General features: G+C 67.0%; 20 protein-coding genes. 6 read left to right on the top strand and 14 right to left on the bottom strand.

What is annotated here, in order from left to right; all coding sequences use genetic code 11:
- Window positions 1–8 precede the first annotated feature (8 nt).
- A complete protein-coding gene (locus tag RIL96_RS06890; RefSeq protein WP_310548276.1) occupies window positions 9–1,643 on the top strand; it encodes an amidohydrolase in 1,635 nt (544 codons plus the stop codon).
- 106 nt (window positions 1,644–1,749) lie between these two features.
- On the opposite strand, the gene RIL96_RS06885 is transcribed toward RIL96_RS06890, so the two are convergent.
- Genes RIL96_RS06885 through arsM form a run of 3 tightly spaced genes read right to left on the bottom strand, consistent with a single transcriptional unit; the run spans window position 1,750 to window position 4,119 of the window.
- On the bottom strand, window positions 1,750–2,181 hold the full coding sequence (locus RIL96_RS06885) for an arsenate-mycothiol transferase ArsC (protein WP_310548275.1): 432 nt from the start codon (window positions 2,179–2,181) through the stop codon (window positions 1,750–1,752).
- Window positions 2,174–3,307, bottom strand: coding sequence for an ACR3 family arsenite efflux transporter (arsB, locus tag RIL96_RS06880; protein ID WP_310548274.1), 1,134 nt, complete (start codon window positions 3,305–3,307; stop codon window positions 2,174–2,176). Before arsB ends, RIL96_RS06885 begins: the two co-directional genes overlap by 8 nt.
- Window positions 3,304–4,119, bottom strand: coding sequence for an arsenite methyltransferase (arsM, locus tag RIL96_RS06875; RefSeq protein WP_310548273.1), 816 nt, complete (start codon window positions 4,117–4,119; stop codon window positions 3,304–3,306). The genes arsB and arsM overlap by 4 nt, the downstream gene beginning before the upstream one ends.
- A 96-nt stretch (window positions 4,120–4,215) precedes the next feature.
- On the opposite strand from arsM, the gene RIL96_RS06870 reads away from it, so the two are divergent.
- A complete protein-coding gene (locus RIL96_RS06870) occupies window positions 4,216–4,569 on the top strand; it encodes an ArsR/SmtB family transcription factor (RefSeq protein ID WP_310548272.1) in 354 nt (117 codons plus the stop codon).
- A 160-nt stretch (window positions 4,570–4,729) separates the two neighbouring features.
- Here the strand turns inward: RIL96_RS06870 and RIL96_RS06865 are convergent, their stop codons facing one another.
- The 3 genes from RIL96_RS06865 to RIL96_RS06855 all read right to left on the bottom strand — a co-directional run bounded on the left by RIL96_RS06865 (window position 4,730) and on the right by RIL96_RS06855 (window position 7,523).
- Window positions 4,730–5,449: an ASCH domain-containing protein gene (locus RIL96_RS06865; protein WP_310548271.1), complete on the bottom strand. Its 720-nt coding sequence runs from the start codon at window positions 5,447–5,449 to the stop codon at window positions 4,730–4,732.
- A gap of 80 nt (window positions 5,450–5,529) precedes the next feature.
- A complete protein-coding gene (locus RIL96_RS06860; RefSeq protein ID WP_310548270.1) occupies window positions 5,530–6,297 on the bottom strand; it encodes a hypothetical protein in 768 nt (255 codons plus the stop codon).
- Between the two features lie 440 nt (window positions 6,298–6,737).
- On the bottom strand, window positions 6,738–7,523 hold the full coding sequence (locus RIL96_RS06855; RefSeq protein WP_310548269.1) for a DUF6318 family protein: 786 nt from the start codon (window positions 7,521–7,523) through the stop codon (window positions 6,738–6,740).
- A 396-nt stretch (window positions 7,524–7,919) separates the two neighbouring features.
- Between RIL96_RS06855 and clpB the strand changes: the two genes are divergently transcribed.
- Both clpB and RIL96_RS06845 read left to right on the top strand, forming a co-directional pair.
- On the top strand, window positions 7,920–10,544 hold the full coding sequence (clpB, locus tag RIL96_RS06850) for an ATP-dependent chaperone ClpB (RefSeq protein WP_310548268.1): 2,625 nt from the start codon (window positions 7,920–7,922) through the stop codon (window positions 10,542–10,544).
- Between the two features lie 275 nt (window positions 10,545–10,819).
- Entirely contained in the window at window positions 10,820–11,224 is a 405-nt protein-coding gene (locus RIL96_RS06845) for a hypothetical protein (RefSeq protein WP_310548267.1), read from the top strand.
- Here the strand turns inward: RIL96_RS06845 and RIL96_RS06840 are convergent.
- Both RIL96_RS06840 and RIL96_RS06835 read right to left on the bottom strand, forming a co-directional pair.
- Window positions 11,221–11,799 carry a methylated-DNA--[protein]-cysteine S-methyltransferase gene (locus RIL96_RS06840; RefSeq protein WP_310548266.1) on the bottom strand — a complete coding sequence of 193 codons (579 nt, stop codon included), beginning with the start codon at window positions 11,797–11,799 and terminating at the stop codon, window positions 11,221–11,223. The two genes, RIL96_RS06845 and RIL96_RS06840, sit on opposite strands and share 4 nt — an antisense overlap.
- Entirely contained in the window at window positions 11,799–12,656 is an 858-nt protein-coding gene (locus RIL96_RS06835; protein WP_310548265.1) for a septum formation family protein, read from the bottom strand. Before RIL96_RS06835 ends, RIL96_RS06840 begins: the two co-directional genes overlap by 1 nt.
- 134 nt (window positions 12,657–12,790) lie before the next feature.
- Here RIL96_RS06835 and RIL96_RS06830 point away from each other — a divergent pair, with 134 nt between their 5' ends.
- A complete protein-coding gene (locus RIL96_RS06830) occupies window positions 12,791–12,982 on the top strand; it encodes a DUF3073 domain-containing protein (RefSeq protein WP_310548264.1) in 192 nt (63 codons plus the stop codon).
- Window positions 12,983–12,986: 4 nt separating this feature from the next.
- A complete protein-coding gene (locus RIL96_RS06825) occupies window positions 12,987–13,976 on the top strand; it encodes a Sir2 family NAD-dependent protein deacetylase (protein ID WP_310548263.1) in 990 nt (329 codons plus the stop codon).
- On the opposite strand, the gene RIL96_RS06820 is transcribed toward RIL96_RS06825, so the two are convergent.
- The 6 genes from RIL96_RS06820 to purF form a co-directional block, all read right to left on the bottom strand.
- Window positions 13,930–14,502 (bottom strand): TetR/AcrR family transcriptional regulator, encoded by a 573-nt coding sequence (locus tag RIL96_RS06820; RefSeq protein WP_310548262.1) that lies wholly within the window; start codon window positions 14,500–14,502, stop codon window positions 13,930–13,932. The genes RIL96_RS06825 and RIL96_RS06820 overlap by 47 nt on opposite strands.
- Before the next feature lie 32 nt (window positions 14,503–14,534).
- Window positions 14,535–16,112, bottom strand: coding sequence for an MFS transporter (locus tag RIL96_RS06815; RefSeq protein WP_310548261.1), 1,578 nt, complete (start codon window positions 16,110–16,112; stop codon window positions 14,535–14,537).
- 152 nt (window positions 16,113–16,264) lie between these two features.
- Window positions 16,265–17,428 carry a lipid II:glycine glycyltransferase FemX gene (locus tag RIL96_RS06810; RefSeq protein ID WP_310548260.1) on the bottom strand — a complete coding sequence of 388 codons (1,164 nt, stop codon included), beginning with the start codon at window positions 17,426–17,428 and terminating at the stop codon, window positions 16,265–16,267.
- 53 nt (window positions 17,429–17,481) lie between these two features.
- A complete protein-coding gene (locus RIL96_RS06805; RefSeq protein WP_310548259.1) occupies window positions 17,482–18,069 on the bottom strand; it encodes a GNAT family N-acetyltransferase in 588 nt (195 codons plus the stop codon).
- A gap of 65 nt (window positions 18,070–18,134) precedes the next feature.
- The gene (gene purM / locus RIL96_RS06800; protein WP_310548258.1) at window positions 18,135–19,301 is read right to left on the bottom strand and encodes a phosphoribosylformylglycinamidine cyclo-ligase; all 1,167 of its coding nucleotides are present in this window, start codon (window positions 19,299–19,301) and stop codon (window positions 18,135–18,137) included.
- The gene (purF, locus tag RIL96_RS06795) at window positions 19,298–20,881 is read right to left on the bottom strand and encodes an amidophosphoribosyltransferase (RefSeq protein ID WP_310548257.1); all 1,584 of its coding nucleotides are present in this window, start codon (window positions 20,879–20,881) and stop codon (window positions 19,298–19,300) included. The genes purM and purF overlap by 4 nt, the downstream gene beginning before the upstream one ends.
- Between the last annotated feature and the right edge of the window lies 1 nt (window position 20,882).

The following is a 20,882-nucleotide window of genomic DNA, read 5'->3' as shown; positions in this document are numbered from 1 at the left end:
GTTACCTTGTGAGTGCCCCCGACCTGATCCTGCACTCCGGCCGGATCTCTACTCCCAGCCGAGCAGGGGGTGGTCTCCGCTGGTCCACCGCCTCGGCCATCGCGGTGCGCGAGGGTCGGGTGGTTCTGCGGGGAGAGGACGCCGAGGTGCTCCCTGCCGCCGGGCCCGCAACGGTGGTCCATGATCTGGGTGGGCGGCGCGTGCTGCCCGGATTCATCGAATCGCATATGCACGTCGTGCTGTTCGGAATGAGCCTGTTGGGCTGCTCCTGCCGCCCGGACGACACCGGGTCGGTCGAAGAGATCCGTAAGACCGTCGCTGCTGAGGCTGCGCAGCGTGAGCCCGGAGAGTGGATCCGCGGTTGGGGTTGGGATGAGAGCCGGATGACCGGTGGCAAGGCCCCCACCCGGGCTGATCTGGACGCGGCGGCACCGGAGAATCCGGTGATGCTGAAGCGCACGTGCGCCCATATGGCCGTGGTGAATACGGCGGCGTTGGAGGCTTGCGGGGTCAGCCGGGAGACCCTTGACCCTCCTGGAGGTCGGCTGGTCCGCGATGCCGACGGCGAGCTCACCGGACTGCTCCAGGAACGGGCGATGGACCTTGTGGCGCCTCCTGAGCCCACGCGCGCTGATGTGGTGGAGGCGGTGGAGGCTGCGCAGTCGGCGCTACTGGCTCGTGGCATCACCACCGCCCACGACCTCTCCACTGAGGGTGAGCATCTGCGCGAGTTCTCTCGGCAGCGCCGCGACGGCGCTCTGAGGGTCAGGCTGCGTCCCTGGCTGTGGGCGATCGACGGCCACGGGTTCTCCGGTTCGCTGGAGGCCGCCCGGCAGGTGGGACTCACCACTGGCTTCGGAGATGACATGCTCCGGATTCAGGGCGCGAAGTTCATGTTCGACGGCAGTGTCGGTGGACGCACCGCCGCCGTCGAGGAGCCGTATGTGGATACCTGTGAGCGCGGATTCCTGACCTGCGAGCCGCAGGACCTCGTCGATGTGGTCGCCGGGGCGGTGCGGGACGGGCTGCGCGCGGCAGTGCACGGCATCGGGGACCGCGCGGTGGAGGCCGCCCTCGAGGTGCTCACCGAGGTGTGCCGTCGGATACCTGACGCGAAGGGGATGCGGCACCGCATCGAGCACTGTGCCCTGCCGTCGTCGCGGCATCTGGAGCTGATGGTCGAGCACGGGATCATGGCTGGGTCGTCGGTCGGGTTCCTCCACGAGCTGGGGGACCGGTATCGGGAGGTGCTCGGGGAGGGCCGGGTAGCGCGGGTCTATCCGCAGCGCTCCTTCACCCGCGCGGGGATAATCGCGCCGATCAACTCGGACGCTCCGATCACGGACCCCAATCCCTGGCACACGATATCGGCCGCGGTGACCCGGATGTCGGCGGCCGGGCAGGTCCTCGATGATGGCTCCGAACGGGTGGACATCGAGTCTGCGTTGGCGGGGATGACCTGCGACGCCGCCTATGCCTCCTTCGAGGAGGATACTCTGGGCCGACTCGACGTCGGAGCATGGGCGGATTTCGTGGTGTGTGGGGAAGACCCGTTCGCCGTCTCCGCGGAGGAGCTGGCGGGGCTGACCGTGGAGCAGACGTTCGTGGCCGGGGAGTGCCTCTACCAGCGGGGTGCTGACTGACCCTCTCCCGTCCCCTCCATCGAGTCCCCGATTTCTGCCGCGTGTCGGGTCCCTGAGGGCCGATTATGCGCCGGAAACAGGGGACTCGATGCCGGGGAGGAGAAGTTCAACCCCCGAGCAGCTCCCGGCGCAGCGCCTCCACCCGCGTAGCGATGTCATCGCGCACCAGCCGCATCCGTTCCACACCCTCGATGCCACGCTCAGAGGGCTCATCGGTGTGCCAGGTCTCCAGGGATCCGCGCATGCCCTCCACCGGGTCCACCTGTGCTTCGGCGCCGAGCACCACCACCCGGTCCACACGGCGCAGAAGCTCAGTCTCCACCGGCTTCGGTGATTCACCCTCCATCTCCGCACCGACCTCTTCGATCACCTGCCGGGAGAGCTCGTTCACCGCCGAACCCGGGTGCGTCCCCGCGGAGTGGACCTCGACGTCGGCCCCGGCTTGGTCCCGCATCAGCGCGGCCGCCATCTGGGACTTCCCGCCGTTCTTCACGCAGATGAACAGTACGGACGGGCGGGCTGGGCTCTGGTCAGACATTGCGACCTCCTGAGGGTTCGGAACGGGTCTGTGTCTCGGCGCCGGAATCACGCATCGGATGTATCGGATGCATCGGATACCGCCTCCGCAGCCAGAGTGCCGCGTAGACAAGCCCGACGAGCACCGGGACTTCGATCAGCGGCCCGACGACGCCCGCCAAGGCCTGCCCCGACGTCACCCCGAAGGCGGCGATCGCCACCGCGATGGCGAGCTCGAAGTTGTTGCCCGCGGCGGTGAAGGCGAGGGTCGTCGTCCGTGCGTAGGGCAGACGCACAGCCCAACCGAGGGCGAATCCTAGGCCCCACATCACCACGAAGTACACCAGCAGCGGCACCGCGATCCGGGCCACATCCCAGGGCTGACTGGTGATCCTCTCACCCTGCAGCGCGAACAGCAGCACCACGGTGAACAACAGTCCGTAGAGCGCCCAGGGGCCGAGCCTGGGAATCAGCGTCTCTTCGTACCAGGTGCGGCCTTTTCTGGCCTCGCCGACCCGCCGGGTCAGGTAGCCCGCGGCCAGCGGGACGCCGAGGAACACGACCACCGAGAGGAAGATGTGCCACGTGGAGACCTCGAGCCCCTGGGTGTCCAGCCCCAACCAGCCGGGCAGCAGGTCGAGGTAGAACCAGGCGAGTCCGGAGAAGGCGATGACTTGGAAGATGCTGTTCAGCGCGACGAGCACGGCCGCGGCCTCACGATCGCCGCAGGCCAGATCGTTCCAGATGATGACCATGGCGATGCACCGTGCCAGCCCGACGATGATCAGCCCGGTGCGGAACTCCGGAAGATCGGGCAGGAAGATCCAGGCCAGGGTGAACATCAGCGCGGGTCCGAGGAGCCAGTTCAACGCCAGGGAGGACAGCAGGATCCGCCGGTCTGCGGTGACGGTGCCGAGACGGTCGTAGCGCACCTTCGCGAGCACCGGGTACATCATCACCAGCAGTCCCAGCGCGATGGGCACCGAGATGCCGCCCACCTCGAGTGCGGCCAGCGCCTCATCGAGCCCGGGGACGAACCGGCCGAGCAGCAGCCCGGAGACCATCGCCAGGCCGATCCACAGCGGCAGCATGCGGTCCAGGGCGGAGAACTTCGCCTCGGCCGGATCGGTGTGAGCGTGAATGCTCATCGATTCGGTCCTTTGTCTGCTTCTGGGTTGCCCGCTCGTCTCGCGCGGATGATGGCGGCCCGGGCGTACTCGTGGACCTGGTGGGTGAAGGAGATCTCGACGTCGAGCCATCCGGCCTGAGCCAGCGCTCGCCGGTACTCAGCCTCGGTCAGCGCTCCGGCGATGCAGCCGGTGTGGGCGGCGAGGTCGTCGCGGGCGGCCTCATCCATGCCTTCATCCATGCCCTCGGAGGCGATGACGTCGGAGACGGCGAATCGGCCACCGGGCCGGGTCACTCGGGCGGCCTCACGCAGGACGAGGTCCTTGTCCGCGGCGAGGTTGATCACGCAGTTGGAGATGACGACGTCTACGCAGGCCTGTGGCAACGGGATGTCCTCGAGATAACCCTGCAGGAACTCGGCGTTGTCGACGCCGGCCTCCTCGGCGTGACGGCGCGCCGCCTGCAGCATCTCGTCGGTCATGTCCAGCCCGATGGCCCGTCCGCTCGGCCCCACGCGGCGGGCCGAGATGAGCACGTCGCCGCCGGCCCCGGAGCCGAGGTCGAGCACAGTCTCACCGGCGCAGAGATCGGCGACGGCGGTGGGCACCCCGCAGCCCAGGGAGGCTTCGAGGGCTGCGCCGGCCCCGGCGGAGTCGGCGTCCTGGTAGAGCGAGGCGCCGAAGACCCCTTCGGGTGCGAGCTCAGCTGCGGGCTGGGAGTTTCCGGGGCTGCAGCAGCCGGGCTCTTGGCCGTCCTGACCGGACATGGTGCGCGCGGCCTCGGCATAGCGGAGCCGGACCGCCTCTCGGAGCTCGTCATGGGCCAGGTTCATCTCGTCTCCTCGACTATATAGACAGGTATCTATACAGGAGCTTGCCGCATGTATCGACAGGCGTCAATATAAATGGTGAGTGAATCGAGGACATCTATGGACCAGAGCTGTTGCCGTACAGAAAGCCCCGTCCGCACGGGACTCCCGGAGGTCTCGGAGGACTCTCTTCGGGACACCGCCTCGCTGTTGCGTGCGCTGGCCGATCCGGTCCGGCTCCGAGTGTTCCTGCGCATCGCCGCCACGGATGAGGTCTGCGTCTGTGATCTCGACGACGTCGGCGTCTCTCAGCCGACAGTCTCCCACCATCTGAAGAAGCTCCGTGAGGCGGGGCTCATCGCCTCGCAGCGCCGTGGTACGTGGGTGTATTACTGGCTCACTGGTTCCGGCGTCGTCGTGTGCCGTGCCTTGGACATTCTTGTGGTTGCTGACCGAGCTGCCGAGATCCTCTGACTCGCCCCGTCCGTCGAGTCCCCGATTTCTGCCGCGTGTCGGGCCCGAATCGGCCCGAATTGCGTCTGGAACCGGGGACTCGATGGGGAGGGAGGTCGTGATCATCGGTAGTGGTGCCAGGCCAGCGCCCACTGCTCGGCGCGCATGTCCCGCGGTGGGCTCATGGGTGTTCGGTCAGCCGGAAAGTCACGACGTCGACGGGGTCTGCCGGCCCGAGTCCCGGGTAGTGGGTGTCGAGTGCGGAGTGCAGCTGTGGGAGGTCTTCGAAACCGTCGGCGACGGCGTCGTTGCTGGTCAGCGCGTCGCGGCGAGTGTTCCGCACTGAGGTGACCTCGGCGGGGATGGTGACCGTTTCGCCGGAGTCCTTCTCGAACACCAAGAGCGCCGGCCCGGGTGTGAAGGGGTCGTCGACTCTGATCGTCTGATGTTTGGCGCCGCTGCGGATGGCACCCTCGTACCCTTCCCACATGTAGATGTGCTGGGGCTGTTCGGTGGTGCGCTGGTCATAGGGGTGGGGGAGCAGTTCCCTGATAGTCCGCGTTTCCAGGCCCGCAGGGGTGCGGATCACGCAGCGGATGAGCGGGTCGATGTCATAGAGCACCTGACGGCATTTTCCGCACGGCGAGATGACCTGCCTCGTGGGGCCGTAGACGGCGACGACGGCGCGGACCGGATCCTCGGGGCAGGTTGCGGCGTGGTGTGCCAGTGCAGAGATCTCGCCGCAGGGGCCGCCGAGGAAGTGGTAGGCGTTGAGCCCCATGATGGTACGCCCGGAGTCGGTGTGCAGTGCCGCGGCGACGGTGTGGTCGGCGTCGTCATGGTGCTGCCGGGCATAGGTGGTGGCGTCATGAACCAGGTGGCGCAGGTCAGGGGTGAGCATGGGGATCACGTTATCGGACTCCCGTGGTCCTGCTCGGCTCGTTCACGCCGCGGTGGTGCTTCCAGGTTCCGTGGCGTGGACTACGGCTCGGTGTGGGGTGGTTGGCGGTCGTTACGGAAGATCTCGGGCAGTTCATCTCCGTCTTCCAGCTCCACCGGTCCGTCGCAGCCCCATTGGTCCTGGTGCTCGCATTCGCCGGAGACGTGCCGGCTCGAGGCTCGCCAGATGTCAGCTTCGCCCGGTGAGGACTCCAATACGGCCGTGCCCTCGATCTCGATCCAGTCCTCGTCTTCGTCGTCTTGGAAGCGGAACTCGGCGGTGAAGACGGTCTCGACGGTCACTGTGAACCGGCCGGTCTCGGTATAGACGTGGGAGGTCGCGGTCTCGGTATCGGTGGGATTGACCGGCTCACCTGCCGAGGTGACCTCAGGTAAGGGTCCACCAGGTTCGGTAGTGGTGGCAGTGGCCCCGTCACCGTAGTCCCACCGGTACTCGACGGGGGTGGCCCGGATCTCGAGGTCTTCACCGAGGACTTCCTCGGTGACCGTCTGCTGATCGACCTCAGCGTAGATATTGGTGTCGCGATCGACATATCCAAACCCGAGCAGATCGGGTTGGAACTCCACGGTGGCTGGTTCGATGCCCAGTTCCGCGAATCCTGTGGTGATCTCTACGGCGATGTCCTCTTCGGTCACCTGTTGCGCCTCTGGGGCAGGCTGCTGAGCCGGGGGCTGCCCGGTGTTACCGGTGTCGGTGGGGCCGGATTCATCGATGCGTATGGCCAAGTAGTCTTCAGTCTCGTAGCGGCCGAAACCCTCACAGAATCCCTCGACGTCGAGCAAGGACATGGTCCGCAAGTAGGTGCTGTTGAGTTGGTTCTCACAGTCTTGTCGCATGGTCTCGGGCACACACTGCTCGATTCCCGCGTAGACCTGACCATCAGGGCAGGCGCCTTCAGGATCATACTCAGGGGGAATGCTCCACCCCGAATCCCCGCCGGAACCCCCACCGGATTCCTCACCAGGGGAAGCAGGAGGTCCTCCTCCTGGCTGACCAGGCTCTGTATCCCGACCCGGTGAACTCGAGTCCGGAGTAGGGAGTCCCGGGTCTTGTCGTTGGTCTTGCGAGCTTTCCTCGCCGCCCGGGTTTTCGTTACCCGAAGAATCAGAGCGTCCAGGATCGATACGTTCGACTTCGACCCTTACGGCATTATCGGCAATTTCTGATAGCACATCTTCCCCGGAAGATTGCCTTGTTAATGCAATAGTCAGCAGAGGGATAAAATTTATCATGATTCACCCTCGGGATTAATCATGATTTCCATCTCAAAAATTTTCCACTCACCGTCGAAAACTACATCACTTTCCCACGGTTCTGAGCTGCCACCATCCGAATCCTCTTGGATTCCTTCATCTGTGAACCCCTGGAACGCTCCAGGGTCTAACTCGAAACGAATGAGTGCTATGTCTTGGTCGACCATCTCCACGCGAGCATCCCGAGGGTCGTCTGGCTGCTGAGTGAACCAGATGCCCTGCTGGTACGCACGCTCCGTTAGCTCAATTTCATGCTCACACATACGGCATTCATCCATTGAGGCGTCTTCTAGCGGAGTGACGTCACCAGTGTCACGGGCGTACTGTCGGGCTTCCCACCAGTATTCCAGCGCCGCCACAGCGCCCTCTTCGGTCTCTTCGAACATGGCATCGGGCTTCTCCGGCTCGGGCCAGTTCTCTGCCGGACCATCAGAGGATGCCGGAACAGGCTCGTTGGAATCAGCTCCGTCGTCGCTGCTGTTGCTGTCCTCGTCGTTAGTCTCGCTGGCTTCATCGTCAGGTTCCTCTTCGGCTCCTGCCTGCGCACCAGGATCCGAAGCAGTCACCTCTTCTGACGGCTCGGTCTCTCCCTCGGTGGCTTCGCCGCCACATCCGGCCAGTACCAAAGTCAGCGCCGCTACCGAAGCGGCGTTCCGAAGCCACGGTGTCGGCACCGTTTGCCGCCCCGCTGGCACCTGTACATCAGCGGTCATGTGCATACCAGCCACATTAGAGAGCATCCCTCTCCCCTTCTCGGTCACGAGTCTCTTCACGTCAGTTCCGTGTCAATACCGCCGAAGAGTGTAACCACACCGGACGCTCCTGCTCCATCGCGGTGACCTGACCTGTGGAAAAGTAATGTCGAGCGCATTGTCACCACACAGGTGCTCCTATCCGGTGGGCGCCCCACCCCTCGTCCCGACGATCGAGTATCCCTGGGTTTGTGAGATATCCCGTGGAACATGCGGCGGGATATCTCACAAAGCCAGGGATACTCGATAAGGGAGGGGGGTGTGGCCAGGGGGAGTGTCTCCGGAGACACTGGAGAGTGGAGCGCGCTGCACCGGAATAGACGGGCACTGCATAAAGTTGAGTATGAGTGACTCAAGTTTTAAGGCCGGGTCAGGACGCACCCGCACTGGGAAGGACACTCACCTATGGACGTTCAGCTCACCACCAAATCACAGGAGGCCGTCTCCGCCGCCTCTGCCAACGCCAACACTGCGGGCAACCCGCAGATCGAACCCGCACACCTGCTCAAGGCGCTCATGGATCAGCGCGAGTCCGTCGCCGTCGCCCTGCTCAAGGCCACCGGCGCCGACGTCGATGCCGTCTCCACCCGCGCCTCCGCGCTGATGCGTCAGCTTCCCAGCACCTCCGGCTCGTCCGTCTCCACCCCGCAGTTCTCCCAGGCGGGGCTCGCCGTGCTGCGCGCCGCCAAGGCTGAGGCCGATGAGTTCGGCGACGACTACATCTCCACCGAGCACCTGCTGCTCGGCCTCGCCGCCGACAACGGTCCCGTCGGCCGGGCTCTGGCCGACAACGGCGCCTCCCACGAAGCTCTGAAGACCGCGCTGCCGGGCATCCGCGGGGACAAGAAGGTCACCAACCCGGACCCGGAGAACAGCTTCCAGGCGCTGGAGAAGTACGGCACTGACCTCACTGAGGTCGCCCGCTCCGGCAAGCTGGACCCCATCATCGGCCGCGACTCCGAGGTCCGCCGGGTGGTCCAGGTCCTCTCCCGCCGCACCAAGAACAACCCGGTGCTCATCGGTGACCCCGGGGTCGGCAAGACTGCCGTCGTCGAAGGTCTCGCCCAGCGCATCGTCGCCGGCGACGTCCCCGAATCCCTGCGCAACCGCACCCTGATCTCCCTCGACCTCGGAGCCATGATCGCCGGGGCCAAGTACCGCGGCGAGTTCGAGGAGCGGCTGAAGTCCGTGCTCGACGAGATCAAGGGCTCCGACGGGGAGATCATCACCTTCATCGATGAGATCCACACCGTCGTCGGCGCCGGGGCCTCTGAGGGCTCCATGGACGCGGGCAACATGCTCAAGCCCATGCTTGCCCGCGGCGAGCTGCGGCTGATCGGCGCGACCACGCTCGACGAATACCGCGAGAACGTCGAATCGGACGCCGCTCTGGAGCGCCGGTTCCAGCAGGTCTACGTCGGCGAGCCTTCCGTGGAGGACACCGTGGCCATCCTGCGCGGCATCAAGGAGCGCTACGAGGCCCACCACAAGGTGGCGATCTCCGACGGCGCGCTGGTCGCCGCCGCCACGCTCTCCGATCGCTACATCACCGACCGTCAGCTGCCGGACAAGGCCATCGACCTCATCGATGAGGCCGCCTCCCGGCTGCGCATGGAGATCGACTCCGCCCCAGTGGAGATCGACGAGCTGCGCCGGCAGGTTGACCGCCTCACCATGCAGGAGATGGCGCTCTCCGGCGAGGACGACGCCGGTTCCCAGGAGCGGCTCGAAGCCCTGCGCGCCGACCTTGCCGACACCAAGGAGGAGCTCGCCGAGCTCACCGCCCGGTGGGAGGCGGAGAAGGGTGAGCTCAACCGCGCCGGTGACCTGCGCGTCCGGCTCGACGAGCTGCGCTCGGCCGCGGAGAAGGCCCAGCGTGAGGGTGATCTCGGCGAGGCTTCCCGGCTGCTCTACGGGGAGATCCCCCAGGTGGAGCAGCAGCTGGCTGAAGTCGAGGAGGAAGAGGGCGCTGAGCGCGAAGCCGGTGAGGCGAAGATGGTCTCCGATGAGGTCGACGCCGACGGCATCGCCGAGGTCATCTCCGCGTGGACGGGCATTCCTGCCGGGCGCATGCTCCAGGGTGAGACCGAGAAGCTGCTGAAGATGGAGGAGCTCATCGGCTCGCGGCTGATCGGTCAGGACAAGGCGGTGACGGCCGTCGCCGATGCGGTCCGCCGTGCCCGCACCGGCGTCGCGGACCCGGACCGGCCCACCGGCTCGTTCCTGTTCCTCGGCCCCACCGGTGTGGGCAAGACGGAGCTGGCGAAATCCCTGGCCGAGTTCCTGTTCGACGATGAGCGCTCGATGATCCGCATCGATATGTCCGAATACTCCGAGAAGCACTCGGTGGCCCGGCTCGTCGGGGCGCCTCCCGGCTACGTCGGCTATGACGAAGGCGGCCAGCTCACCGAATCAGTGCGACGCCGGCCCTACTCGGTGGTGTTGCTCGATGAGGTGGAGAAGGCCCACCCGGAGGTCTTCGACATCCTGCTGCAGGTGCTCGACGACGGCCGGCTCACCGACGGTCAGGGCCGCACTGTGGACTTCCGCAATGTGGTGCTCATCCTCACCTCGAACCTGGGTTCGCAGTTCCTGGTGGACCAGAGCCTGGACCAGCAGGCGAAGGAGAAAGCCGTGATGGACACGGTGCGCGCCTCCTTCAAGCCTGAGTTCCTCAACCGGCTCGATGACACGGTCATGTTCGATCCGCTGTCGATGGAGCAGCTGGGGTCGATCGTGAACCTGCAGATCGACTCGCTGCAGCGCCGTCTGGCGGCCCGCCGGCTGACCCTTGAGGTCACCGACGCCGCCCGCGACTGGCTGGCGTTCACCGGGTATGACCCGGCCTTCGGGGCACGGCCGCTGCGCCGGTTGGTGCAGCGCGAAATCGGGGATCAGCTGGCCAAGGAGCTGCTCTCGGGGTCCGTTGAGGACGGCGATACTGTGCTGGTGGACCGGCAGGAGCCGCGTGTGGAGGAGGGCGAGCTCGCCGCTCCCACTCACGGGCTGACGGTGGTCCGGAAGGGCTGAGTGCACGCCGAGTCCAGACGGGTTCTGAGTTCGTGTGGATGCAGCGTCTAGGGGGTCTATGCTTTGTGCATGAAGACGACGATTCAGATCCGTCATGTCCCTGAGGAACTCGGGCGAACCGCTTAGCGACCTACGCGCGCGGAACTTTGGGTGTAGGTTCGCGTCGCGGGTCCGGTGATTCCGGCATTGCTTTCGAAGCCATGAGGGGGTTGTTTGGGAGCCGTCGGCGTATGGCGTACGGGTGGTGGGGTTGAAAGGCGAACCGCATGAGACTGATGATGCAAAGCATCGTAGCGGTGACTCTGTTGCTGCTTGTCCCGACTACTCTGTTCTACTCTGATCAGCTCTATCGTCTGATCGGCTCCTTTGACGCTGTCCTGGCGGTTCACCTGGGGGCCTCGCTGCTCGGCTGCGCGATGACGGTGTTCATCGTGCTGACACAGCTGCCGAGGTTGTCGCGGTTCAGTCGCCTGTGGTTTGCAGGAGTGTCCGCTGCACTGGGTGCGGTGATGGCCTTCCAGTTCGTCTGGGGCCTGCTGGACCCGGGCTCGAACATCGGTCTGGGCCTGCTGACGCTGGTCGTCGTCCTGAGCCATCCGGTGTTGGCGTTCGCCCTCGTCATAGTGGCCGCGGCCTACGGCAGGAACACGCCCGCACGAGTGGTGAGCAGAGCTTCTTAGATCTCGACGCCCTCGGCGCGCAGCAGCTGCCGCTTGGTCTCGGTGCCGTAGTACAGGTACCCGCCGAGGGAGCCGTCGGCGCGGATGACGCGGTGGCAGGGCACGGCGAAGGCCACCAGGTTGTTCGCACACGCACTCGCGGCTGCGCGGTGGGCTTGCGGCCGCCCGGCCATCTGCGCGAGCTCAGCGTAGGAGACGGTCTCTCCGGCGGGTACCTCGCGCAGCGCGGACCACACCTTCTGCCGGTACTCGGAGCCGGGCTGGCTCACCGCGATGCTGTCGAAGGCGGTGGGATCGCCCGCCGCGTAGGCGGCCAGGGCCTGGGCGACGGTGCCGCTGTCCGTGGGCAGGGGATTCATCTCCCGGTCGGCGGTCTGCGGGTCAGCGTCCCACAGGTTCTCCATCAGATGCTCGAGCAGCCGTCCGATGGCGGCGACCTCCGGCTCATCCCCCTCGGCGCGGGCCAGGCCGCAGGCGCGTAGCGTCTCATCATCGGGGGAGTGGATCGCCACGATCGAGCCGAGCTCACCCAGCGAGGCCGAGGACCAGCGCAGCTCCGGCAGGAAGTCAGTCATCAGGAGTCCTCGGTTTCGTCGTCGGTGGTCTCATCATCAGTGCTCTCATCGTCGGTGGACTGTGAATCCTCAGCCTCGCCGTCGGAAGCCTCATCGTTCTCTGCGGCCTCCTCTTCGCGTTCGGCTTCGGCCTCGTCCGGGTCCAGCACATAGGAGCCGGTGAAGTCGCCGCCGTCGGCGCGTTCGATCGTGCACGTGGCCCGCCGGTCACCGTCGCCCCAAGAACTCTGTGTTGGGTGGGACATCCGCACCTCCAGCGCGTGCTCTGCCTCATCCACTGCGTCCTGATCCACCAGGTCCGCCCCTTCGCAGGCGGCCTGAGTCTGCCGCAGGACGCCGTCATCACCGGGGTAGGGGCCGTCGTCGAGGACTTCTGTGTGCAGCACCTGGGCGTTGTGCTCCTGCTCGCACTCCACCACGGTGGCACCGGTGTCCTCAGCCGCCGGGTCGAAGCCGTCCAGGCAGTCCCCCGTCTCCCAATGGCTGGGCGGCGCATCGGCGAGGATCACGCCGTCAGCACCGGGGTTCTCCGTGCGCTCACCGGTGAACTCCTCCTCACCGCCGTGCAGCAGCCATACGGCCACCACGGCGATGGCGACGACGGCGAGCACCCCGATCACCACTGGTACCACTGGAATCCGACGTGCGGCGCGGGCCAGCGGGCCACGAGCCGCCTCACGGCCGGCTTCGCGCTTCTGCCGCTCCTCTCGGCGGGAGCGTCGGCTCAGCTCCGCGCTCGAGTCCACACGTGAGGCACCCGGGCCTTTGACGTCAGGGCCTTCGGCACCCTCGTCTCGGCGGTCGTCCACAGTGGTCAGCTCCTGGCAGCGGGAATCATGATGAGGCGGCTTCGCCATGGGCGCAATCGGCGACGCGATCTCGCCACTCATGTTAACCTAGAGAGCACGAAACACGTGATCGAACAGTTGCTCCTGCGGTTGTAGCCTGCCCGGCGCCGCGAGGACCGGAGAAGACAGAGGGGGTCTCGCTCATGGGGCGCGGCCGTCAGAAGGCGAAAGCTACGAAGCAGGCCCGGGAGATCAAGTACTTCACCCCGGATACCGACCTGTCCGCTCTGGAGCGCGAGCTGGCCCAGAAGCGCGGGGACTCCTTCGGTGAATCCCCGTCCTCCGAGGACGAGTACGGCGACTACGACGACGTCGCCGATCGCTACGGACGCTGAACCGATGAGCTCGGCCCAACCGTCGAGCTCCGCTCAGGAACCCACCCGGTACGCCGACGCACCCCAGTTCAGTGCGCCGGTTGCTGACGCGCACCGTGCCGCACTGCGATCCATCGCCCGCGTAGTGGAGGACACCGCCCCCGCGCAGCCGCCGCATCAGGCCTCGGCCGGCATCCTGGAGCTCCTCACCAGCGGCGATGTCCTGTGTGTGACCGGCGCCGGTGTCTCCACCGCTTCCGGCATCCCCGACTACCGCGGACCGCAGGGGTCACTGCACCGCCACCGGCCGATGACGTATCAGGAGTTCCAGCATGATGCCGCCGCCAGGCACAGGTACTGGGCGCGCAGCTTCGTCGGCTGGCGGACCATGCGCCATGCCGCCCCGAACCGCGCCCATGAGCTGCTGGCTGACTGGCAGCGCCGGGGGATCCTCAGCACACTGATCACCCAGAACGTTGACGGGCTCCACCGTGCGGCCGGCTCCGCCCCGCTGATCACCCTGCATGGCGACCTCGACCGCATCACCTGCTTGGACTGCGGCACCGCGGAGAGCCGCACCGGGGTGGATCAGCGCCTGGAAGAGGCGAATCCCGGCTACGCAGAAGCCGCCGCCGCTGAGGCTGAGAACGTCAACCCCGACGGCGACGTAGAACTCAGCGACACCTGGATCGCCCGGTTCCACATGGTCCCCTGCCTGCTCTGCGGCTCGCTGCGGCTGAAGCCCGACGTCGTCTACTTCGGTGAGGGCGTCCCGGCTGAGCGCAAGGCCGCCGTCCAGGAGGCCGTGGACGCCGCCTCGGGGCTGCTGGTGGTGGGTTCCTCGATGGCGGTGATGAGCGGATTCCGTATCGCCCTGCAGATGCACCGGGCGGCCAAGCCGATCGGCATCATCAACGGTGGTCCCTCCCGCGCCGACACCAAAGCCCGGTGGCGGTGGCGCAGCGAGATCACTGCGGCGTTGGAGGAGCTGGAGACTCGCCTGCCCACCGGGTGATCGCCTGCACCAGGCGGTGACGCTGCTCAGCGTCGAAGCTACCCGGCACGGCCGCGCCGTACATCCAGAGCCCGTCGGCGGCGAGCCGGGCGAGGAACGGCAGCAGCTCGGACTCCGAGGCGCGCGCTTCTGAGGCGAGTGACTCCGGCAGCTCCGGTGCCCAGCGGTGATACGCGGCATCCCAGATCTCCCGCGCTCGCGGATCCTCAGCGGACTCCAGCAGCAGCATCAGCTCAGCCCGGTCCGGATCGGAGGAGGCGAGGATATAGGCGCGCAGCCGCTGAGTGGCGTCGAGGTCCTCGCGCGGTGCCCCGGCGGCACGCTCCATGGCGTTCTCCCACTGTTGTGCCACGTGGGCGTGCAGGCTCAGCACCAGGTCATCCCGGCTGGGGAAGTGGTAGAGGATGCCGCCCTTGGTCAGGCCCGTCTGCTGCGCGAGTGCCTCGTAGGTCAGCAGGCGCACGCCGTCGCGCTGGACGATGGAGCGCGCGGCGTCGAGGATCTCGCTGCGGCGGGACTGTCGCATCAGTGGTGCCCTCTCATCGGTGGGTGTCTTCTTCAGTGGTTGTCGGGGTAGGCCTGGGAGGCGGTGCCGGGTGTGTAGCGGCGCAGCAGCAGCGCAGTCAGCGCGGCGGCTGCGGCGAGGAACAGCGTCACGGTCAGCAGCACGATCACGAAGGCGCCGTCGAAGGCTTCGCCTGCCGCGGCGATCACCGCCGGGTCAGTGCTCTGCAGCGCCTCAGCCGGTGCCTGACCGCGGAAGTCTCCGGCGCCGGCGGGCGGGGAGAACAGGTGCAGATAGGCGAAGTTCAGCAGTGTGCCCAGCACTGCGACGCCGACCAGCCCGCCGAACTCATAGGAGACCTCCTCCAGGGAGGCGGCCATACCGGCTCGCTGCGGAGGCACGTTGCCCATGATGGCGGTGGAGGCCACCGACATCGAGGCGCCGAGCCCGGCCCCGACGACGAGCAGGCCGATGATCAGCAGGCTGAACGTGTCCCGTGCTGCGGCGAGGGCGGTGATCCCGGCGCCGAGGGTGGCCAGCCCGATCCCTCCGCCGATCAGCACCAACAAGCCGGTACGGTGTAGGACCGCCCCTCCGAGCAGGGAGAGAGGCATGGCGCCCACGGCCAGGGCCGAGACCAGCAGGCCCGCCTGCAGCGGGGAGAACCCTTCGACGAGCTGGTAGCGCTGCGTGCCGGCGAGCTGGATGCCCATGATGGCGAAGATGCTGATCCCCGCGGCGATCACACCGGCGCTGAATGCCCGGTTCCGGAACACGGTGAAGTCGATCAGCGGCTGATCCAGATACTCGTGCTCGCCGCGGGCGAGCCTGGCCTGACGGCGAGTGAAGAGCGTCAGAGTGCTGGCGGCGATGACAGCTGAGACCACTACCGTCAGCCAGCTGACCTCTGTCTCGGCCAGGGACTTCAGGGCCAGGACGGAGGCGGAGAGCCCGGCCATGATCTGGGCAGAGGAGAGCCAGTCCCAGCGGCGGCTCGGATCGGCCACATTGGCCGGGCCGGCAAGCAGGATGGCCACTGAGGCCGCCAGGACGATGGGCACGTTGATCAGGAACACCGAACCCCACCAGAAGAACTCCAGCAGCAGCCCGCCGACGATCGGCCCGGCGGCCATCCCCACCAGAGACACCGCCGCCCAGATGGCGATGGCGACGTTGCGCTCGCGTTCGATGGGGAAGCTGATGCGGATCAGCGCCAGTGTGGCCGGCATCATCGCTGCCGCACCGACGGCTAGGCCGGCGCGGGCGGCGATGAGCACGCCGGCGGTGGGTGAGAAGGCGGCCAGCAGGGAGGCCAGGCCGAAGATGACAAGCCCGTACTGGAATATCCGCAGGTGCCCGAGGCGGTCGCCGAGTGCGCCGGAACCCGGCAGCAGGCCGGCGATCACCAGCGGGTAGGCGTTGATGATCCACAACGACTGCGAGGTGGTGGCCTCGAGCTCCTCGGTCAGCCGCGGCAGGGCGGTGTAGAGGACGGTGTTGTCCAGGGTGATCAGCAGCAGCGCGGAGGAGACGATGGCGAGCACACTCCACCGCTGGGCAGGACTGAGCTGGGCAGGGCTGGAGCGTGCGGGGGTTGTCGTGGCGCGCCGCCGTCGTGGGGTCTCGATCATCACCCGGGAAACTGTAACAGACGTATAGTACAGTTCCCCACCCCCACCCAAACACGTTTGTCCGAATCCTCTGCGGAATCCGGATGCTATTGGGGCAGGATTCCGCAAAGAGTCCGGACAAACGTGCGGTGGAGCGGGTGGGATGGGAGGGGTCAGCGGCGGGACATGTAGAGCTCGAAGCCCTTGGTCAGCAGCTTATTCACCGGGTAGTCCCATTCGCCATGGGTCTGCACGACGTCGGCGCCCATCGTCGTCTTGAACCGCGTCAGCCCGGCGAGCTCGTATTCCGGGTCCAGCGAGGGGCTCAGCCCGCCGAGGTCGTACCAGCGGCAGCCTGCGGCCAGGGCGTCCTCGATCTGACGCAGCTGCAGCGCCCGCGGGGCGTAGCGTTTCCGCTCCTCAGAGGATGAGGCCCCGTAGACGTACCAGGCGAAGCCGCCCTGCCGGACGTAGATCGCCGCAGCCAGGGGAGTGTCCTCGAGGTGGGCGAAGTAGAGCGTGCATTCGGTGTCTGCGGCGGCGTTGAGCTCGCGGTACATACGCTGGAAGTAGGAGAGCGGCCGGCCGGTGAAGTCGTCGCGCTCGGCGGTCTCCTCGTACAGCTTCTGCCAGGTGGGCAGGTCCTCCTCGGTGCCGACGGTGATCGTCAGTTCCGAACGGGTGGACTTCCGGGTCTGCCGCCGCGAGGTCTGGTCCATCCGCGCCAATACGGCCTCGACGTCGAGCGGGTTACCGCCGTCGTCGACCAACGGAATCCGAGCCTGATACTGCGGCTGCCCGGCCTCGAACTCCTCCGAAGACTTCGGCGGGGTCCAGCCGAGCTGCTCCAGCTGCGCATGGACGGCCGGGGTCTCCGCGTCCTCTTCCAGCGGGGTGAGCTCATGCATGCTCAGCTCCTCGCCCTTGGAGAGTCCGCGGCGCACGTCCTCCGCAGCCCAGCGGCGCACCACACCGGGCAGACCCATCCGGATCAGGAACGCGCCCTGAGACTTCAGGTGCTCCACCAGTGCTGGCAGCAGCGCTTCCAGAGAGATCCGCCCGGCGTCGAAGACAGGGCCTTCGGCCAGGTAGGCCAGTGACTTCGATCCCAGTACCGGCAGTTTCACCGGCAGGGGGCGGTAGAGCACCAGGGAGGCGGCGACCAGCTCGTCACCGTCGAAAGCGCCGACGGACTCACCCCGCCAGTCGGTCTTGACCTGCGGCCAACGGGGGTTCTGCAGGAACGAAGCGGTCGGATGCTGGGCGAGGAACGCCGAATGCTCCGACTCAGTCAGGGTGCGGATGGTCAGCGGCTGCGTGGGCTGGGCTGTGTTCACGGTGCCGATTCTACTGACCAGTCCGCCGACGACGGCGGTGCGGCGCGGCCCCGTCAGCTCCCGGCCCTGCGCTCGCCCTCGGCGATCCGCTCATCCAAGCTCAGCCGCACGGTCGGCCACTCGGCGTCGATGATCGAGAAGACCACCGTATCCCGCGGGACCCCGGCGAACATCTGATGGTGCCGCAGGATCCCGTCCTGCTTCGCACCCAGACGCGCCAGCGCGGCCCGGGACTGATGATTGTGGAAATGCGTGCGGAACTCGACGGCCAGGCAGCCGAGGTCCTCGAAGGCCCGGCCGAGCAGCAGACGTTTGGTGTGGGCGTTGATCCCGCTGCGCTGGGCGCTGCGCAGCAGCCAGGTGGAACCGATCTCCACCCGCGGTGTCCCGGCATCGATGTTCATATAGGTGGTCATCCCCACCGGCTGCCCGGTCACAGCATCGAAGATCGTCCACGGCGCCATCGAGCCGGCCGCCTGCAGCTCCAGACGCCGGGTGATCTCCTCCTCGACGCGATCCGGCGCCGGCACGATCGTGTACCAGGTGCGCCACAGATCATCGCCGTTCAGCGCCTCAGACAGGGCCGGGGCATGGGCGTGCGCGAGCTGGCGCAGCACCACCCGCGCAGATCGCAGCGTCACCGCGTCTGCGATACCAGTCTCCGCGATGCCAGCCTCCGTCATGCCAGCCCCCGGCCCAGACGCCGTCACTGCGCGTAAGCCCCGGTCAGCAGCACCCCACCGCCGTCGACGCCCTTGGCACCCTGGACGAAGTCCTCCCCGGCCCCGGCCACGTCCTCCTCACGGTACGCGGCCACGGTGCCCATGACCCAGGCGCTCTCACCGGACTCCTGCAGCAGCCGCACCGCCTCATCGGCACGATCCGCGGCCACCACCGCGACCATCCCGACCCCGAGGTTCAGCGTGCGCTCCAGATCCGCCTGCGGCACCCGCCCCAGCTCAGCCACAGTGCGGAACACCTGCGGCCACTCCCAGGTCGAACGGTCCACAGTGGCCAGCAGCCCGGCCGGCAGCACACGGGCCAGATTGGCCGCCAGCCCGCCCCCGGTGACGTGGCTGAAACCGCGCACTGCAGCCTCCGGTGAGATCTCAGCGGAGGCCGGGTCACCGTTGAGCTGCTCCACCAGGTGCAGGCAGGGAGCCGTGTAGAGCTTCGTCGGCTCCAGCAGCTCCTCACCCAGAGTGCGGCCGAACTCGGCGACCTCACGGTCATAGCTCCAACCGGCCTCGGACACCACCCGGCGCACCAGCGAATACCCGTTCGAGTGGATGCCCGACGACGCCATGCCGATGACGACGTCGCCCGCCCGCGCCCGCTCTGGGCCGAGCACCGCGGAAGCATCCACCACCCCGGTGGCCGCCCCGGCGACGTCATACTCCCGCTCACCCAGCAGCCCCGGATGCTCCGCGGTCTCGCCGCCGATCAGCGCGGTCCCCGTCTCGGCGCACGCCTTGGCGACACCGGAGACGATGCCGGCGATCCGGGCCGGGTCCACCTTCCCGCAGGCGATGTAGTCGGTCATGAACAGCGGCTTCGCCCCGGCGACGACGATGTCGTCGACGACCATCCCCACCAGGTCGAAGCCGATCGTGTCATGGATGTCCATCGCCTGAGCGATGGCGACCTTCGTGCCGACCCCGTCCGTGGAGGTCGCCAGCAGCGGCTTCGGCAGCCGCTTGAGCTCTGAGGCGTCGAACAGCCCGGCGAAGGAGCCGAACCCGCCCATGACCCGTGCAGAATGCGTGGCCTGGACGTGGGACTTCATCAGCTCCACCGCGCGGTCTCCCGCTTCGACGTCCACCCCTGCCGAGGCGTAGGTGATCGGGGTTCGCCCGCCGCTCTCAGTGCTCAACGCTCAGCCTCCGCCAGGGTCTTCTCAGTGGTCTCACCGGTGACAGCGGTCTCACCGGTGACAGCGGCCTCCTCGGCGGCAGCGCCGTCACCGGCGTCGGTGTTCTCGCCGGCAACCGGCCGGTCCTTCTCCAGCAGCATCTTCCCGCGCCGATCCTCAGCCGGCAGCTCGATCGGATACTGACCCGAGAAGCAGGCCGTGCACAGCGTGGAACGTGGCTGCTTCGTCGCCGCGATCATCCCGTCTTCGGAGATATAGGCCAGCGAATCAGCCCCCACTGACCGCGCGATCTGACCCATCGTCGCCCCATTGGCGATCAGCTCGGCCCGGGAGGCGAAATCGATCCCGTAGAAGCACGGCCACTGCACCGGCGGCGATGAGATCTTCACATGGATCTCCCGGGCCCCCGCCTCGCGCAGCATGCCCACAATCGCCCGTTGGGTATTGCCTCGGACGATTGAATCATCGACGACGACCACCCGCTTCCCCCGGACCACATGCTCCTGGACGTTGAGCTTCAGCCGGATCCCCAGCTGCCGCAGCGTTTGCGAGGGCTGGATGAACGTCCGCCCCACATACGAGTTCTTGATGAACCCCTGGGCGAAGGGCAGCCCGGAGGCCTCCGCATACCCCACCGCCGCCGGTGTGCCGGACTCCGGAACGGGGATGACGATGTCGGCGTCGTGAGTGTCCTCGCGGGCCAGCTGCCGGCCCATCTCCACCCGCGACTCGTAGACCGACCGGCCGTTGATGTGCGCATCCGGCCGGGAGAGGTAGACGTACTCGAAGACGCAGCGCGCCGGAGCCGACTCCGCGAACCGGCGGGAGCGGATCCCCGAAGAGTCAATCGCGATCAGCTCACCGGGCTCGATCTCCCGGATCACCGTGGCACCCACAGTGGCCAGGGCCGACTGCTCGGAGGCGACCACCCAACCGCTGGCCAGCCGGCCCAGCACCAGCGGGCGTACCCCCTGCGGATCCCGGGCAGCGTAGAGGGTGGATTCGGACATGAACACGAAGCAGAACGCGCCCTTCAGCGTGGGCAGCAGGTTCATCGCCTGCTCCTCGATGTCCTCGCCCTCCTGCTCCCGCATCAGTGCGGTGACCAGGGCCGTGTCCGTCGTATTGCCCTGCCGCATCTCCCCGTACCGGGTGCTCCCGTGGATCGCGGTCACCCGGTCCCGCAGATCCGCGGAATTGGTCAGATTCCCGTTATGGGCCAGAGCCACCGTGCCGTGCGGAGTGTCTCCGAGAGTGGGCTGGGCATTGGCCCAGTTGTTGCCGCCGGTGGTCGAATAGCGGCAGTGGGCCACTGAGATATGACCGCCTAGCGTGGTCAGCGTGGCCTCATTGAACACCTGGGAGACCAGCCCGACGTCCTTATAGACCTGGATGCGCGTGCCGTCGGAGGTGGCGATGCCGGCGGCCTCCTGACCGCGGTGCTGCAGGGCATAGAGCCCGTAGAAGGAGAGCTTGGCGACCTCCTCGCCCGGGGCCCACACACCGAAGACCCCGCATTCGTCCTGCGGGGCCGGATCCTCATCGAGCAGCGAATGGGACAGGCGACTGCGCTCAGCCATT

Origin of the sequence: Nesterenkonia aerolata (genome assembly GCF_031470965.1) — a bacterium.
Lineage (GTDB): Bacteria > Actinomycetota > Actinomycetes > Actinomycetales > Micrococcaceae > Nesterenkonia > Nesterenkonia aerolata.
The sequence above is the reverse complement of the archived record's forward strand: the minus strand, read 5'-3'. Positions and strand labels throughout refer to the sequence as shown.

Bases quoted from the DNA above. Each gene is read 5' to 3' on its own strand.
- RIL96_RS06825 (WP_310548263.1), top strand. From the start codon at position 12,987: ATGAGCTCGGCCCAACCGTCGAGCTCCGCTCAGGAACCCACCCGGTAC.
- RIL96_RS06840 (WP_310548266.1), bottom strand. From the start codon at position 11,799: ATGACTGACTTCCTGCCGGAGCTGCGCTGGTCCTCGGCCTCGCTGGGT.
- arsB (WP_310548274.1), bottom strand. From the start codon at position 3,307: ATGAGCATTCACGCTCACACCGATCCGGCCGAGGCGAAGTTCTCCGCC.
- RIL96_RS06830 (WP_310548264.1), top strand. From the start codon at position 12,791: ATGGGGCGCGGCCGTCAGAAGGCGAAAGCTACGAAGCAGGCCCGGGAG.
- RIL96_RS06865 (WP_310548271.1), bottom strand. From the start codon at position 5,449: ATGCTCACCCCTGACCTGCGCCACCTGGTTCATGACGCCACCACCTAT.
- RIL96_RS06860 (WP_310548270.1), bottom strand. From the start codon at position 6,297: ATGTCCTTGCTCGACGTCGAGGGATTCTGTGAGGGTTTCGGCCGCTAC.
- RIL96_RS06885 (WP_310548275.1), bottom strand. From the start codon at position 2,181: ATGTCTGACCAGAGCCCAGCCCGCCCGTCCGTACTGTTCATCTGCGTG.
- RIL96_RS06870 (WP_310548272.1), top strand. From the start codon at position 4,216: ATGGACCAGAGCTGTTGCCGTACAGAAAGCCCCGTCCGCACGGGACTC.
- clpB (WP_310548268.1), top strand. From the start codon at position 7,920: ATGGACGTTCAGCTCACCACCAAATCACAGGAGGCCGTCTCCGCCGCC.
- purF (WP_310548257.1), bottom strand. From the start codon at position 20,881: ATGGCTGAGCGCAGTCGCCTGTCCCATTCGCTGCTCGATGAGGATCCG.
- RIL96_RS06835 (WP_310548265.1), bottom strand. From the start codon at position 12,656: ATGGCGAAGCCGCCTCATCATGATTCCCGCTGCCAGGAGCTGACCACT.
- arsM (WP_310548273.1), bottom strand. From the start codon at position 4,119: ATGAACCTGGCCCATGACGAGCTCCGAGAGGCGGTCCGGCTCCGCTAT.
- RIL96_RS06845 (WP_310548267.1), top strand. From the start codon at position 10,820: ATGATGCAAAGCATCGTAGCGGTGACTCTGTTGCTGCTTGTCCCGACT.
- RIL96_RS06815 (WP_310548261.1), bottom strand. From the start codon at position 16,112: ATGATCGAGACCCCACGACGGCGGCGCGCCACGACAACCCCCGCACGC.
- RIL96_RS06820 (WP_310548262.1), bottom strand. From the start codon at position 14,502: ATGCGACAGTCCCGCCGCAGCGAGATCCTCGACGCCGCGCGCTCCATC.